A 14,755-nucleotide genomic window follows, 5' to 3' on the forward strand; every position below is an offset into this window, starting at 1 on the left:
CGTCCGATGAGCGACGCCCTGATGTACCTCGCCGGCGTCCTGCTGTTCACCGTCGGCGTGGCCGCGTCGATCGGGCTGCACGAGGTCGGTCACCTCGTGCCGGGCAAGCTCTACGACGTCAAGATCACGCAGTACTTCATCGGCTTCGGGCGCACGATCTGGTCGCGGCGCCGCGGCGAGACCGAGTACGGCGTCAAGGCGATCCCGCTCGGCGGCTACGTCAAGCTCGTCGGCATGCTGCCTCCGGCGCCCGACCAGGACCCGGAGAAGGTGCGCGCGACCAACACCGGCATCTTCGCCCAGCTGGTCAGCGACGCCCGCTCGGCGGAGTACGAGCACGTGTCGCCCGAGGACCACGACCGGCTGTTCTACCGGCTGCCCTGGTGGAAGCGGATCGTGATCATGGGCTCGGGCGTGACGATCAACCTGGTGCTCGCGTTCGGCCTCTTCGCCGTGGTGTTCATGGGCTACGGCATCAACGACGCGACCACGACGGTCGGCACCGTGTCGCGGTGCGTGAAGGTCGTCGAGACCGGCCACGAGGCCGGCCCGTGCACCGCCGCCGACCCCGTCACCCCGGCCCTGCGCGCGGGCCTGAAGCCCGGCGACCGGATCGTGCGGTTCAACGGGCAGGCGATCGGCTCCTACGACGAGCTGCAGCGACTGATCCGTGCCAACGAGGCGGGCGCTGCCGACCTGGTCGTCGAGCGCGGCGGCACGACCCTCACCCTGCACACCAGCACCACCGTGAACGGCATCCCATCGCTCACCGACCCCACCAAGACGGTCCACGCGGGATTCCTCGGCATCAAGCCCGCCGTCGCACGTCAGCGCCAGGGCGTCGGCTACGTGGTCAGCACCATGGCCGACGGCACCTGGCAGACGCTGAAGTCGATCGCGGCCATGCCGCAGAAGGTCTACCACGTGTCGCGGGCAGCCCTCGGGCTGGAGAAGCGCGACGTGAACAGCCCGATGAGCGTGGTCGGCGCGGGTCGCGTGGCCGGGGAGTTCGCGTCCGACACCCAGAGCTCGCTGGCCAGCCGGTTCTTCTCACTCGTGCTGCTGCTCGCCGGGCTCAACCTCTTCCTCGGCCTGGTCAACCTGGTGCCGCTGCCGCCGTTCGACGGTGCCGGCATCGCCACCACGCTCTACGAGGCCGCGCGGCGCGCCTTCGCGCGCGTGCTCGGCCGTCCCGACCCGGGCGCGGTGGACGCCGCCAAGCTGCTGCCGGTCACCTACGTCGTGGCGAGCCTGCTGCTCGTGATGACCGCGATCCTCGTGTACGCCGACATCGTCGCGCCGGTCTCGCTCTCGTGACCTTCGCGACCCTCCCTAGGATGGACTCATGACATCGGTCTCCCTCGGCATGCCGCAGGCACCCCCTCCCGTGCTCGCACCGCGCCGGCCGACCCGTCAGATCAAGGTCGGCAAGGTCGGGGTCGGCAGCGAGTCCCCGATCTCGGTGCAGTCGATGACCACGACGCTCACCGCCGACGTCAACAGCACCCTCCAGCAGATCGCCGAGCTGACCGCGGCCGGCTGCGACATCGTCCGGGTGGCGTGCCCCTCGCAGGACGACGCCGAGGCCCTGCCGGAGATCGCGCAGCACTCGCAGATCCCGGTCATCGCCGACATCCACTTCCAGCCGCGCTACGTCTTCGCGGCGATCGAGGCCGGCTGCGCCGCCGTACGGGTCAACCCCGGCAACATCAAGAAGTTCGACGACCAGATCAAGGAGATCGCGGCGGCCGCCAAGGACCACGGCACCTCGATCCGGATCGGGGTCAACGCAGGCTCGCTCGACCCGCGGCTTCTGAAGAAGCACGGGAAGGCGACCCCCGAGGCACTGGTCGAGTCGGCCGTGTGGGAGGCGTCGCTCTTCGAGGAGCACGACTTCCACGACTTCAAGATCTCGGTCAAGCACAACGACCCGGTCGTGATGGTGCGCGCCTACGAGCTCCTCGCCGAGCGCGGCGACTGGCCGCTGCACCTGGGCGTGACCGAGGCGGGGCCCGCGTTCCAGGGCACCATCAAGTCCGCCACGGCCTTCGGCGCGCTGCTCTCGAAGGGCATCGGCGACACCATCCGGGTGTCGCTCTCGGCGCCCCCGGTCGAGGAGGTCAAGGTCGGCATCCAGATCCTCCAGTCGCTGAACCTGCGCCCCCGCAAGCTCGAGATCGTCTCTTGTCCGTCCTGCGGCCGCGCGCAGGTGGACGTCTACACCCTCGCCGAGAAGGTGACCGCCGGCCTGGAGGGCATGGAGGTCCCGCTCCGAGTCGCGGTCATGGGGTGCGTCGTCAACGGGCCCGGTGAGGCCCGCGAGGCCGACCTCGGCGTGGCGTCGGGCAACGGCAAGGGTCAGATCTTCGTCCGCGGCGAGGTGATCAAGACCGTTGCCGAGGCCGACATCGTCGAGACGCTGATCGAGGAGGCGATGCGCCTCGCCGAGGAGATGGAGCCGGTCGAGGGAGCCTCGGCCGAGGTGTCCGTCTCCTAGGACGTCGGCGACGCCGACGGGGCGGCCGACGGCGTGGTCGACCCGGTGGTCGACCCGGAGCCCGAGAGGCCCTCCTGCGCGCGGATCGCCGCGACCAGCACCTGCAGGGCCTCCTCGCACGCCCGCCAGTGCGGGCTGTCCTGGGCGAGGAAGTCGAGGTCCTGCATCGTCTTGGTCAGCGCGGACACGTCGGTGAGGTCCACCGAGCTGGTCTCCTGCCAGCCGGGCTCCAGCTCGGCGTTGGCCTGCGCTGCGTTGTCGGTCAGGGTCTTCATCGCCGCGCTGACCGCGTCCTTCGTCGGCGGCTCCACCTTCCGGCCGCTGTCGTCGCGGACCGGCGCCGGCAACGGGTCGTGCAGGTAGAGGTCGATCGCCGCCTCCACCTGGCCGAGCTGGTAGGTCATGTCGTACGGGCGCAGCTGCTGGCTGAACTGGCGCAGCGCGGTCACCGCCTTGATCTGGCCGTCGACGCGGGCCCGGCAGTCCTTGACCGAGCCGCTGCTGCGGTAGTACGCCACGGTCGCGATCACCGACGTCCACCGGTCCGCCAGCGCTGAGGGGTTGGTGTCCTGGTCCATGCCGAGCACGCTGTCCCCGACGTCCTTCCACTGCGACCGGCAGTCCGCGAGGCGGTGGGTCGCCGAGGTGGAGGCGGTCGGGGAGGTGCTCGCGCCGCAGGCGACCAGGGCAGCGGCGCTCGAGGCCACCAGCACGGCCATGACGCCGGCCCGCAGCCACTTGGGAGGACGGGGCATGGGGCCACCGTATCTGTCGGTACAGTCCCCATGTGCTGGCATCGCAGGGGCGACACGCGGAGCGGCCCCAGGGCCGTTCGACGGGCGTGCGCGTGCTCGGTCCGGCAGACCTGCCGGCCGCCCTGGAGGTGCTCGCCGGCGACCCGGTGACCAACGTCTTCGTCGAGTACCGCAGCCGGCTCACGCAGCTCGACCCGCGCTGGCTCGGCGGCCAGATGTGGGGCTACCTGGTCGACGGGAAGCTGCAGGCGCTGTGCCACGTGGGCGCCAACATGGTGCCGGTGGCGGGCACTCCCGAGTCGTGCGCGGCCTTCGCCGCGCGTGCCCTGCGTCACCGTCGGGTCAGCTCGACCATCGTCGGGCCGCGCGAGGCGGTGGAGCTGCTGTGGTCGGACCTCGCCGAGGAGTGGGGCGCACCCCGTGAGGCCCGCTGGGACCAGCCGCACCTCGAGATCGCGACGGCCTCGGAGGTCACGGCCGACGCGCTGGTCCGGCGCACCACACCCGAGGAGATCGACACGCTCTATCCCGCCTGCGTGGCGATGTACGAGGAGGAGGTCGGGGTCTCGCCCGAGCTCGACGGCGGCCGCAACCTGTACCGCGCCCGGGTCGCCCAGCTGGTCAACCGCGGCTGGTCGTTCTCGCGGATCGAGGACGGCAAGGTCGTCTTCAAGGCGGAGGTCGCCTGCGCGACGCCGACCGCGTGCCAGATCCAGGGAGTCTGGGTCGACCCGGAGCGTCGCGGGGAGGGCCTGTGCACCCGTGGCATGGCCGCGGTCGTCGACGTGGCGCTGCGCGAGATCGCCCCGAACGTCGCCCTGTACGTCAACGCGCACAACATCGCTGCGCGGACGGCGTACGAGCGGGTCGGCTTCCGGCAGTCCGGCACGTTCTCGACGATCATGTTCTGAGTCGTCCGACGGTCGCCTGCTGCCCCTCCGCGCCGGTCGCTAGGCTCCCGGCCATGACCGCACCCCTGCGCCGTGACGCAAAGATCGTGGTCGGGGCGTTCCTGGCCTCCGGCACCGTCCACCTGGTCCGGCCGGAGGTGTTCGAGCCGCTGATGCCCGGCTGGGTGCCGGCGCACCGCGAGGTGATCCTCGGCTCCGGCATCGCCGAGCTGGCGTGCGCCGTGGGCCTGCTCGCACCGCCGACCCGGCGGCTGGCGGGTCTCGCGAGCGCCGCGCTGCTGGTCGCGGTCTTCCCCGGCAACGTGAAGATGGCGCTCGACGCGCAGCGCGGGCGCAACACCGGGTTCAAGGCCGCGGCCTGGGCCCGGCTGCCGCTCCAGCTGCCGATGATCCGCGGGGCGCTCCGGGCCGCGCGCGCCTGAGCGCAAACCCCGTCGAGGGGGCGGGGCAGGCGCAAGTAGCCTTCACCCATGATCATGCGGATGTCGTCGTTGTTCGTGCGGACCCTGCGGGAGGACCCGGCGGACGCGGAGGTCCCGAGCCACCGCCTCCTGGTGCGGGCCGGCTACATCCGTCGCGCCGCGCCCGGCATCTACACCTGGCTGCCCCTGGGGTTGCGGGTGCTGCGCAACGTCGAGCGGATCATCCGCGAGGAGATGGACGCGATCGGCGCGCAGGAGCTGCAGTTCCCCGCGCTGCTGCCTCGCGAGCCCTACGAGGCGACCGGACGCTGGACCGAGTACGGCGACGGCATCTTCCGGCTCAAGGACCGCAAGGACGGCGACTACCTCCTCGGCCCGACGCACGAGGAGATGTTCACCCTGGTGGTGAAGGACCTCTTCTCCTCGTACAAGGACCTGCCCGTCTGGCTGTACCAGATCCAGACCAAGTACCGCGACGAGGCGCGCCCCCGCGCCGGCCTGCTGCGCGGCCGCGAGTTCATCATGAAGGACTCCTACTCCTTCGACACCACCGACGAGGGCCTGGACGCCTCGTACGCCGCCCACCGGCAGGCCTACGTCAAGACGTTCGACCGGCTCGGGTTCGACTACGTGATCGTCAAGGCCACCAGTGGGGCGATGGGCGGGTCCAAGTCCGAGGAGTTCCTGGCCAAGGCCGACGTCGGCGAGGACACCTACGTGCGCTGCACGAGCTGTGACTACGCCGCGAACGTCGAGGCCGTGCAGGTGCGGCCGCCCGCGCCCGTCCCGTACGACGACGCGCCGGCCGCGCACGCCGAGGACACCCCCGACACCCCCACCATCGAGAGCCTGGTGGCGCTGCTCAACGAGAAGTACCCCCGGGACGACCGGCCCTGGGCTGCCGGCGACACGCTCAAGAACGTGCTCGTGCTGCTCAAGCACCCCGACGGCACCCGCGAGCCGCTCGCGATCGGCCTGCCCGGCGACCGCGAGGTCGACCAGAAGCGCCTCGAGGGCCAGCTCGAGCCGATCGAGGTCGAGCCCATGGACGACGCCGAGCTGCGCAAGCACCCCACGCTGGTCAAGGGCTACATCGGCCCCGGGGCCCTGGGCGAGAAGTCCGACTCGGGCATCCGCTACCTCGTCGACCCGCGGGTCGCCGAGGGCACCCGCTGGGTCACCGGCGCCGACGTCGCCGGCAGCCACGTCCTCGACCTCGTCGCGGGGCGCGACTTCACCCCGGACGGCACCATCGAGGCCGCCGAGGTCCGCGACGGCGACCCCTGCCCGAACTGCGACTCCGGCACGCTCGAGTCCGCCCGCGGCATCGAGATGGGCCACATCTTCCAGCTCGGCCGCAAGTACGCCGACGCGCTCGACCTGCAGGTCCTCGACGAGAACGGCAAGCTGGTCACGGTGACGATGGGGTCCTACGGCATCGGCGTGTCTCGTGCCGTGGCGGCCATCGCCGAGGGCAACAACGACGAGCTCGGGCTCGTGTGGCCGCGGGAGATCTCGCCCGCCGACGTGCACATCGTCGCCACCGGCAAGGACACGGCGGTCTACGACGCCGCGGCCGAGCTCGCCGACGAGCTGTCACGCCGCGGCATCACGGTGCTCTACGACGACCGCGAGAAGGTCAGCCCGGGCGTGAAGTTCAAGGACGCCGAGCTGATCGGCGTACCGACGATCCTCACGGTCGGTCGCGGGCTCGTCGACGGCAAGGTCGAGGTCAAGGACCGCCGGTCGGGGGAGCGCACCGAGGTCCCGTTCCTGCAGGCGGCCAACCACGTCGTGCACCTCGCGCACGGGTCCTGAGGTACGCCGAAACCCGATCGCTCCCGGCCCGGGCGGGCCACTACCTTCGGCGCCATGGACATCGAGGCAGTGATCTTCGACTGGGGCGGCACGCTCACCGCGTGGCACGACATCGACTTCCACGCGGAGTCCCTGGCGCTGGCCCAGGCAGTGGTCGCCGCCGACGGTGCCGAGCACGGCTACGACGTACACGCCGCGCGGCTGCACCAGGCCGGCGCGACGGTGTGGGGCTGGAGCCGCGACCACCAGCGGAGCGCGACGATCGGCGACCTCTTCGCCGAGGCCGGCCTCGACCACGACCCGGAGCTGCTCACGGCCTACTACGACTTCTGGGAGCCGCACACGCTGACCGACCCCCAGGTCGCGCCGATGTGGACCGCGCTGCGCGAGCGGGGCATCAAGGTCGGGGTGCTCTCCAACACGATCTGGCCCCGCGCGTGGCACGAGGGGTTCTTCCGGCGCGACGGGGTGCTCGACCTGGTCGACGGAGACGTGTACACCAGCGAGGTGCCGTGGACGAAGCCGTCGCCGCACGCGTTCGAGGCCGCGATGGCGGCCGTCGGCGTGACCGACCCGAGCCGGTGCGTGTACGTCGGCGACCGACTGTTCGACGACGTCTGGGGAGCGCACAACGCCGGGATGCGGGCGATCCACGTCCCGCACAGCGCCATCCCGCCCGAGCAGGTCGGCCACTCCGAGGGGACACCCGACGCGGTGGCCCACGAGCTGGCGGAGATCCCTGCAATTGTTGCCGGGTTGTGCAGTGCATGAACACGAAGCGGCAAGAGAGTTCCGAACCGAGTCCGGCCACGCGAAGATTCAGTCAGTACCGGGGAACATCTCGGGGGTTCCTCGGAACTCCAGTTGACGGACGGCCGAGTCGTCGAGAGCGACAAGGGCCCATCGGCGTTCAGCGCCGGCGGTGCTCTCGATGAGTTGGCCGTAGGTCCTGGCGATGCGGCGCTCCACCTGGAGCGCCGCATCGTTCAATTCTGCGGCCGTGGACATCGCCGCCGGCAGGTCGTAGGACACCTCCGCGGGCACCGGGTCGGCGCCCGACCCGGCGATCGTCACGGTGAGCTGGTCGCGGCGCCTCCGGTGGGTGTGGAAGGCGTCGAGCAGGCGGGCGTAGAGGTCGGGCTGCCGGGACTCCGACGCCTGCGCGCCGAGCACGCCGAAGAGGTACACCGCGGCGTGCTCGCCCGCGAGCGTCGCCTGCTCGGCCTCGAGGGGCGTCATCCGGCCAGCCCTCGCAGCTGCTGGCTCGTCGCCGCGGCCATCGCGCCGAGCAGGCGGGCGAACGGACCGCTGCGCGCGCGCATCGCGAGCCCGACCAGGCCGTCGTGCAGCGACCGCTCGGCGGTGCCCAGCTGCGCCAGGGCCGCGGCGGGTCGCTCCGGCACGACGTACGGCGTCGCCGTGGCCGAGAGGTCCACGCCGTCGGGCACGGCGGCGGAGACCCGGTCGAGGTGCGCGCGATGGGTCGCGAGCGGTCCGGCAAGCCGGGCAGCCAGGCCGGGGTGGCGCTCGGCGGTGGCGCTCGCCGCCGCCTGCGCCGTGCGCAGGAGGGCCGCGGCCTCGACGGCCACGGCGACGTCCGGCTCCAGGTCGCGGACCGCTCGCGCCGCGGGCGTCTTGTCCTCGCGGAGCGGGTTGTTCAGGGCACAACCCGCGGTCGCGAGCACGGTCGCGGCTCCCACACCCATCCCGAGCGCGGTCCGGCGGCTGGGCCGCGCGGCGGCGGAGCGTGTCTGGGACCTCATCACGGCGCATCGTAACGACAGCCCTATAGGGTGGGTTCACCACAACAACACAGCAGGAGGTCGCTCATGAGTGCGCCGGGCACGCCCGACATCACCGACCGCCTGGCTGGGTTGCTCGCCGGGCCGATCGAGGCGCTCGGCCTCGACCTCGAAGCGGTCGACCTCTCCAGGGCAGGCAAGCGCTCGGTGCTGCGCGTCGCCGTGGACAAGGACGGCGGCGTCGACCTCGACGACATCGCGGCGGCCACCACCGAGGTCTCCCGCGTCCTCGACGACTCCGACGCGATGGGCAACAGCCCCTACACCCTGGAGGTCTCGTCGCCCGGCGTGGACCGTCCGCTGACCCACCCCCGGCACTGGCGCCGCAACGCCAGCCGGCTGGTCAAGGTGACGCTCGCCGACGGCGGCGAGGTGACGGGCCGGATCGTCGCGTCCGACGAGGCGGGTGCCGAGCTGGACGTCGACGGCACGCAGCGCCGCGTCGCGTACGAGGACGTCACGAAGGCGCGGATCCAGATCGAGTTCAAGCGGCCGGCTGCCGCGTCCCAGGAGGACTAGCCGTGGACATCGACATGAGCATCCTGCGGATGCTCGAGCGCGAGAAGGAGATCTCGTTCGAGGTCCTCGTCGAGGCGATCGAGCAGGCACTGCTGACGGCGTACCACAAGACGCCGGGGGCGCTCGAGCACGCGCGGGTCGAGCTGGACCGCAAGAACGGCCACGTCGTGGTCTACGCCCGGGAGTCCGACGACGAGGGCAACCCCGAGGGTGAGGAGTTCGACGACACCCCGGCGGACTTCGGCCGGATCGCGGCGACGACGGCCAAGCAGATCATGCTGCAGCGGCTGCGGGACGCCGAGGACGAGATGAGGTTCGGTGAGTTCTCCGGCAAGGAGGGCGACATCGTCTCCGGGCTGATCCAGCAGGGGCGTGACCCCAACGACGTGCTGGTCGACCTCGGCAAGCTGGAGGCGCTGCTGCCGCAGGGCGAGCAGGTGCCCGGCGAGGACTACTCCCACGGCACCCGGATCAAGTGCCTGGTGGTGAGCGTGCGCAAGGGCATGCGCGGACCCCAGGTGATGCTGTCGCGCACCCACCCGAACCTCGTCAAGAAGCTGTTCGCGCTCGAGGTGCCGGAGATCGCCGACGGCACCGTGGAGATCGCGGCGATCGCCCGTGAGGCCGGGCACCGGACCAAGATCGCCGTGCGCTCGCACGTACCGGGTGTGAACGCCAAGGGCTCCTGCATCGGGCCGATGGGCCAGCGGGTGCGCAACGTCATGAACGAGCTGCACGGCGAGAAGATCGACATCGTGGACTGGTCGGACGACCCCGCGCAGATGGTCGGCAACGCCCTGAGCCCCGCACGCGTCTCCAGCGTCGAGGTCGTCGACCTCGCCGCCCGGTCCGCGCGGGTCGTCGTCCCGGACTTCCAGCTGTCCCTGGCGATCGGCAAGGAGGGCCAGAACGCGCGCCTGGCCGCCCGCCTGACCGGCTGGCGGATCGACATCCGCAGCGACGAGGCTCCACCGGCCGCCACCGGCGAGTAGCGAGCGGGCGGCTCGGTTCGGCGTACGCCGCCCGAGCGGCTAGACTCGCCGCTGGTGACTCCACGTGACGACGCTGCTCCCGGCCCGGTCCGGACCTGCATCGGATGTCGCAAGCGGGCCGCCAAGCGTGAGTTGCTGCGGGTCGTCGCAGGACCGGGCGCGCACGGTGCGGATTCCTCCGCGGCCGTCGTACCCGACCCGGGCGGCACCGCGCCGGGACGTGGAGCGCACTTGCACCCCACCCTCGAGTGTTTCGAACTCGCCGAGCGCAGACGAGCCTTCGCCAGGGCCTTGCGGCATGATGCCGGAGGACGTGGCGGCCCGGGCCCGCTGAGCCTGACAGTTCTGAGGGAGTACCTCACGTCCTCTGTGACCGACCAACCGAGATGAAACTGGAGCATCAGCTCATGAGCCTGCGATGAGAACTTCGCGATGAGCGTGCACATCAACTAACGGTCCGCAGCACCGCTCGGACCAACCATGAGGAGTGTTTGTGGCAAGGGTCCGAGTCTCTGAACTCGCCAGGGAGTACGGGGTCACCTCCAAGGAGGTCCTCGAGAAGCTCACCGAGATGGGTGAGTTCGTCAAGGCCGCGTCGTCCGCGGTGGAACCGCCGGTGAAGATGCGGTTCGAGCAGACCTACGGCGCGGAGCTCCGCGCCAAGGCCGAGGCCGCGGCGGCGAAGAAGGCCGCCAAGAAGGCCCCGGCGAAGAAGGCGGCCGCGAAGACGGCCGAGCCCGAGCCGGCCGCGGAGCCGGCGCCGGCCGAGGTGCCCGTCGAGGCCCCGGCCGCCGAGGCGCCCACCGAGACCGATGCTCCGGCCGCGCGGACGGCCCCGAAGCCGGGCCCGCGCGTCGCGAAGCCCGAGGTCGACGAGGAGGTCGCGCCGGAGCCGCCGGCCGAGGAGCCTCCTGCCGCCGCCCCCGAGTCGTCGTCCCCGGCTCCGGCCGCTCCGGCTGCCCCGCGTCCGGGCGCTCGCCCGGGTGCACCGCGTCCGGGCAACAACCCGTTCTCCTCGACCCAGGGCATGGGTCGTCGGCCGGCCGCTCCGGCCGCCCGTGAAGGGGCTGCGCCCACGGCGCCTCCGGGTCGTCCCGGCATGCCCCGGCCGAACCCCGCGATGATGCCGAAGTCGCCTGCCGCCTTCGGTGGTGGTCCTGGTGGCCGTCCGCGTCCGGGTGGTCCCGGTGGTCCCGGTGGTCCCGGTGGCCGCGGGCCCGGTGGTCCGGGTGGTCGTCCGGGTGGTCCCGGCGCGGGTCGCCCCGGCGCCGGCGCGGGTGCCGGCGCTCCGGGCCGTGGCGGCTTCGGCGGTCCCGGCGGTGGACCGGGTGGTGGTCCGGGTGGTCCCGGTGGTCGCCCCGGTGGCGGTCGCCCCGGCCAGCGCGGCAGCACGCAGGGTGCCTTCGGTCGCCCCGGTGGCCCGTCCCGGCGTGGGCGCAAGTCCAAGCGGGCGCGTCGCCAGGAGTTCGAGCAGATGGAGGCCCCGACGATCGGCGGCATCCGGGTCCGCAAGGGCAACGGTGAGACCGTCCGGCTCGCCCGCGGTGCGTCCCTGACCGACTTCGCCGAGAAGATCGGCGTCGAGCCGGCCGCACTGGTCCAGATGCTGTTCCACCTGGGCGAGATGGTCACCGCGACCGAGTCGGTCAACGACGCGACGCTGGAGCTGCTCGGCGAGGAGCTCAACTACGTCGTCGAGGTCGTCTCCCCGGAGGACGAGGACCGCGAGCTGCTGGAGTCCTTCGACCTGGAGTTCGGTGCCGACGAGGGCGCGGACGCCGATCTGGTCGCGCGCCCGCCGGTCGTCACGGTCATGGGTCACGTCGACCACGGAAAGACCAAGCTCCTCGACGCGCTGCGCAACGCGAACGTCGTCGGCGAGGAGGCCGGCGGCATCACCCAGCACATCGGCGCCTACCAGGTGCACACCGAGGTCGACGGGACCGATCGCAGGATCACCTTCATCGACACCCCGGGCCACGAGGCGTTCACCGCCATGCGAGCCCGTGGCTCGAAGTCCTCGGACATCGCGGTGCTGGTGGTCGCGGCGGACGACGGCGTGATGCCGCAGACCGTCGAGGCGCTCAACCACGCCAAGGCGGCCGGCGTGCCGATCGTGGTCGCGGTCAACAAGATCGACAAGCCCGAGGCCGACCCCACGAAGGTGCGCGGCCAGCTCACCGAGTACGGCCTCGTCCCCGAGGAGTACGGCGGCGACGCGATGTTCGTCGACGTCTCGGCGAAGGCGAACCTCAACCTCGACAAGCTGCTCGAGGCGATCGTGCTCACCGCGGACGCGTCACTGGACCTGCGGGCCAACCCCGACCAGGACGCCCAGGGCCTCGTGGTCGAGGCGCACCTGGACCGCGGTCGCGGTCCGGTGGCGACGATCCTCGTCCAGCGCGGCACCTTGCGCGTCGGCGACTCGATCGTGGCGGGTCCGGCGCACGGCCGCGTCCGCGCCATGCTCGACGAGTACGGCGAGAACCTCGAGGTCGCCGAGCCGTCCCGTCCGGCGATGGTGCTCGGCCTGTCCGGCGTACCGGGTGCGGGTCAGAACTTCATCGTGGTCGAGGACGACCGGATGGCTCGCCAGATCGCGGAGAAGCGCGAGGCGCGCGAGCGGGCCGCGATGCAGGCGAAGCGTCGCGTGCGCCGCAGCCTGGAGGACTTCATGGCCTCGATGGAGAAGGGCGAGAGCCAGGAGCTCAACCTGATCCTGAAGGGCGACGTGTCCGGTTCGGTCGAGGCGCTCGAGGACTCGCTGGCCAAGATCGACGTCGGCGACGAGGTGTCGCTGCGCGTGATCGACCGCGGTGTCGGTGCGATCACCGAGACCAACGTCGACCTGGCGGCCGCGTCCGACGCGATCATCATCGGCTTCAACGTCCGCCCGCAGGGCAAGGCGACGGAGCTGGCGGAGCGCGAGGGCGTCGAGATCCGCTACTACTCGGTGATCTACCAGGCCATCGAGGAGATCGAGGCGGCACTGAAGGGCATGCTCAAGCCCGAGTACGAGGAGCAGACCCTGGGCCAGGCCGAGATCCGGGCGATCTTCCGGTCCTCCAAGATCGGCAACATCGCCGGGTGCATGGTCACCAGCGGGGTGATCCGCCGCAACGCCAAGGTGCGGGTCATCCGCGACGGTGCCGTGGTCGTCGAGAGCGCCGACCTGGCGTCGCTGAAGCGCGAGAAGGACGACGCGTCCGAGGTCCGCGAGGGCTTCGAGTGCGGTCTGGTGATCAAGGGCTTCAACGACATCAAGGAGGGCGACATCGTCGAGGCCTTCGAGATGCGGGAGATCCCGCGGAGCTAGTCCAGTCGTGATCCGGCGGGCCCCGTGGTGACACGCGGGCCCGCCGGACACCCACCCGCTCAGACCAGAGAGAACAACCCATGGCCAGCCCACGGGTCCGCAAGATCGCGGACCGGATCAAGGTGATCGTCGCCGAGATGCTGGAGCGGCGGGTCAAGGACCCGCGGCTCGGCTTCGTCACGGTCACCGACGTGCGCGTGTCGGGTGACACCCAGCAGGCGTCGATCTTCTACACCGTCCTCGCCCTCGACAACGAGCAGAGCGGCATGGACCTGGCCGGCACCGCGGCGGCGCTGGAGTCGGCCAAGGGGCTGATCCGCTCCGAGGTCGGCAAGCAGCTCGGCATGCGGCACGTGCCGAACCTGGAGTTCATCCACGACGCGCTCCCCGAGAGCGCCCGCCACATCGACGACCTCCTCGAGCAGGCGCGTCAGGCCGATGCCGCGGTCGCCGCGTCGGCGAGCAGCGCGGCGTACGCCGGCGAGCCCGACCCGTACAAGAAGCCGCGGGCCGAGGACGCCGACGAGGCGGACGAGGACGCGTGACCGACCCCGGCCTCGTCGTCGTCGACAAGCCGGCCGGGATGACCTCGCACGACGTGGTCGCCCGCGTGCGCCGTGCCGCCGGGACCCGCAAGGTCGGCCATGCCGGCACCCTCGACCCGATGGCGACCGGCGTGCTGGTGCTGGGCGTCGACCGGGCGACCCGGCTGCTCGGCCACCTGATGCTCACGGAGAAGGCCTACGACGCCACCGTGCGCCTCGGTGCGGCCACCACGACCGACGACGCCGAGGGCGAGGCGGTCGCCACGGCGCCGACCGCCGACCTCGCCGAGGAGGACGTGCGCGCGAGCCTGCGGGCCTTCGAGGGGGAGATCCAGCAGGTGCCGTCCGCGGTCTCGGCGATCAAGGTCGACGGCAAGCGCGCCTACGCGAGGGTGCGCAGCGGCGAGGCGGTCGAGCTGGCCGCGCGGCCCGTGACGGTGCACGCGATCGAGGTGGACGCCGTCCGGCGCGTCGGCGACTTCCTGGACGTCGACCTTCGCGTCTCCTGCTCGAGCGGCACCTACATCCGCGCGATCGCGCGCGACCTCGGGGCGGCGCTGGGCGTCGGCGGGCACCTGACCGCGCTGCGGCGCACGGCGGTCGGGCCGTTCACGCTGGCCGGCGCCACCACCGACCTCGATCACGTGCACGTCATCCCGATCGCCGACGCGGCCCGGGCGGCCTTCCCGTCCGTCGACCTCGACGACGAGCAGGCGCACGACGTCCGGTTCGGGCGCAAGCTGGCGCTGTCTCTCGGCGACGACCGCCCGCATGCCGTGTTCGCGCCCGACGGGGAGTTCCTCGCGCTCTACCAGCAGGACGGCGATCTGGCGCGCGCAGTCGCGGTGTTCGTGTGAGCGCCCGGATCTACCACCTCGCGCTGGCCCGTGACTGGGCCGAGGCGCAGGTCGCCGGCGAGTACGCCGTGTCGACGCTCGGCCGCACCCTCGCCGAGGAGGGCTTCATCCACGCGTCGCGGGAGGAACAGTGGCGCGGCGTGCGCGAGCGGTTCTACGCCGACGTGACCGAGCCCCTCGTGCTGCTCGCGATCGACCCGGACCGGCTGCACGCCGAGGTCCGGGAGGAGGAGGTGCCCGGGAGCGAGGAGACGTTCCCGCACCTCTACGGCCCGATCAACCTCGATGCCGTCGTCGAGGCCCGGACCCTCGGACAGTAGT

Annotated in this window: 16 protein-coding genes; 13 read left to right on the forward strand and 3 right to left on the reverse strand. The window is 71.7% G+C overall.

What is annotated here, in order from left to right; translation table 11 throughout:
• The first annotated feature begins 6 nt into the window (after positions 1 to 6).
• Both EFL26_RS06725 and ispG read left to right on the forward strand, forming a co-directional pair.
• Complete coding sequence (locus tag EFL26_RS06725; protein ID WP_123222114.1) at positions 7 to 1,317, forward strand: M50 family metallopeptidase; 1,311 nt, start codon at positions 7 to 9, stop codon at positions 1,315 to 1,317.
• A gap of 28 nt (positions 1,318 to 1,345) precedes the next feature.
• Positions 1,346 to 2,497, forward strand: a complete 1,152-nt coding sequence (gene ispG / locus EFL26_RS06730) for a flavodoxin-dependent (E)-4-hydroxy-3-methylbut-2-enyl-diphosphate synthase (RefSeq protein ID WP_123222115.1) — start codon at positions 1,346 to 1,348, stop codon at positions 2,495 to 2,497.
• Here the strand turns inward: ispG and EFL26_RS24105 are convergent.
• On the reverse strand, positions 2,494 to 3,252 hold the full coding sequence (locus tag EFL26_RS24105; RefSeq protein ID WP_183408067.1) for a hypothetical protein: 759 nt from the start codon (positions 3,250 to 3,252) through the stop codon (positions 2,494 to 2,496). The genes ispG and EFL26_RS24105 overlap by 4 nt on opposite strands.
• A gap of 32 nt (positions 3,253 to 3,284) precedes the next feature.
• Here EFL26_RS24105 and EFL26_RS06740 point away from each other — a divergent pair, with 32 nt between their 5' ends.
• From EFL26_RS06740 to EFL26_RS06755, 4 genes are read left to right on the forward strand one after another with little or no spacing between them, the layout of a single operon-like run.
• Positions 3,285 to 4,163, forward strand: coding sequence for a GNAT family N-acetyltransferase (locus EFL26_RS06740; protein ID WP_246000054.1), 879 nt, complete (start codon positions 3,285 to 3,287; stop codon positions 4,161 to 4,163).
• 53 nt (positions 4,164 to 4,216) lie between these two features.
• Positions 4,217 to 4,585: a DoxX family protein gene (locus tag EFL26_RS06745; protein ID WP_123222117.1), complete on the forward strand. Its 369-nt coding sequence runs from the start codon at positions 4,217 to 4,219 to the stop codon at positions 4,583 to 4,585.
• 48 nt (positions 4,586 to 4,633) lie between these two features.
• A complete protein-coding gene (locus tag EFL26_RS06750; RefSeq protein WP_123222118.1) occupies positions 4,634 to 6,403 on the forward strand; it encodes a proline--tRNA ligase in 1,770 nt (589 codons plus the stop codon).
• A 54-nt stretch (positions 6,404 to 6,457) separates the two neighbouring features.
• The gene (locus EFL26_RS06755; protein ID WP_123222119.1) at positions 6,458 to 7,174 is read left to right on the forward strand and encodes an HAD family hydrolase; all 717 of its coding nucleotides are present in this window, start codon (positions 6,458 to 6,460) and stop codon (positions 7,172 to 7,174) included.
• Between the two features lie 48 nt (positions 7,175 to 7,222).
• Here the strand turns inward: EFL26_RS06755 and EFL26_RS24110 are convergent, their stop codons facing one another.
• Positions 7,223 to 7,642, reverse strand: a complete 420-nt coding sequence (locus tag EFL26_RS24110) for a ferritin-like domain-containing protein (RefSeq protein ID WP_183408068.1) — start codon at positions 7,640 to 7,642, stop codon at positions 7,223 to 7,225.
• Positions 7,639 to 8,166 carry a hypothetical protein gene (locus tag EFL26_RS24115; protein ID WP_183408069.1) on the reverse strand — a complete coding sequence of 176 codons (528 nt, stop codon included), beginning with the start codon at positions 8,164 to 8,166 and terminating at the stop codon, positions 7,639 to 7,641. The genes EFL26_RS24110 and EFL26_RS24115 overlap by 4 nt, the downstream gene beginning before the upstream one ends.
• A 66-nt stretch (positions 8,167 to 8,232) precedes the next feature.
• Here EFL26_RS24115 and rimP point away from each other — a divergent pair, with 66 nt between their 5' ends.
• The 7 genes from rimP to EFL26_RS06795 all read left to right on the forward strand — a co-directional run bounded on the left by rimP (position 8,233) and on the right by EFL26_RS06795 (position 14,754).
• Positions 8,233 to 8,724 carry a ribosome maturation factor RimP gene (gene rimP / locus EFL26_RS06765; protein WP_123222121.1) on the forward strand — a complete coding sequence of 164 codons (492 nt, stop codon included), beginning with the start codon at positions 8,233 to 8,235 and terminating at the stop codon, positions 8,722 to 8,724.
• A gap of 2 nt (positions 8,725 to 8,726) precedes the next feature.
• A complete protein-coding gene (nusA, locus tag EFL26_RS06770) occupies positions 8,727 to 9,716 on the forward strand; it encodes a transcription termination factor NusA (protein ID WP_123222122.1) in 990 nt (329 codons plus the stop codon).
• A gap of 54 nt (positions 9,717 to 9,770) precedes the next feature.
• Positions 9,771 to 10,106, forward strand: a complete 336-nt coding sequence (locus EFL26_RS06775; RefSeq protein ID WP_123222123.1) for a YlxR family protein — start codon at positions 9,771 to 9,773, stop codon at positions 10,104 to 10,106.
• A 103-nt stretch (positions 10,107 to 10,209) separates the two neighbouring features.
• Positions 10,210 to 13,032: a translation initiation factor IF-2 gene (gene infB, locus EFL26_RS06780; RefSeq protein ID WP_123222124.1), complete on the forward strand. Its 2,823-nt coding sequence runs from the start codon at positions 10,210 to 10,212 to the stop codon at positions 13,030 to 13,032.
• A gap of 80 nt (positions 13,033 to 13,112) precedes the next feature.
• Positions 13,113 to 13,577: a 30S ribosome-binding factor RbfA gene (gene rbfA, locus EFL26_RS06785; RefSeq protein ID WP_123222125.1), complete on the forward strand. Its 465-nt coding sequence runs from the start codon at positions 13,113 to 13,115 to the stop codon at positions 13,575 to 13,577.
• A complete protein-coding gene (gene truB, locus EFL26_RS06790; protein WP_123222126.1) occupies positions 13,574 to 14,434 on the forward strand; it encodes a tRNA pseudouridine(55) synthase TruB in 861 nt (286 codons plus the stop codon). The genes rbfA and truB overlap by 4 nt, the downstream gene beginning before the upstream one ends.
• Entirely contained in the window at positions 14,431 to 14,754 is a 324-nt protein-coding gene (locus EFL26_RS06795) for a DUF952 domain-containing protein (RefSeq protein ID WP_123222127.1), read from the forward strand. The genes truB and EFL26_RS06795 overlap by 4 nt, the downstream gene beginning before the upstream one ends.
• Position 14,755: the final 1 nt, after the last annotated feature.

It is taken from the genome of Nocardioides pocheonensis, from assembly GCF_003725535.1.
In the GTDB taxonomy this organism is placed as follows: domain Bacteria; phylum Actinomycetota; class Actinomycetes; order Propionibacteriales; family Nocardioidaceae; genus Marmoricola; species Marmoricola pocheonensis.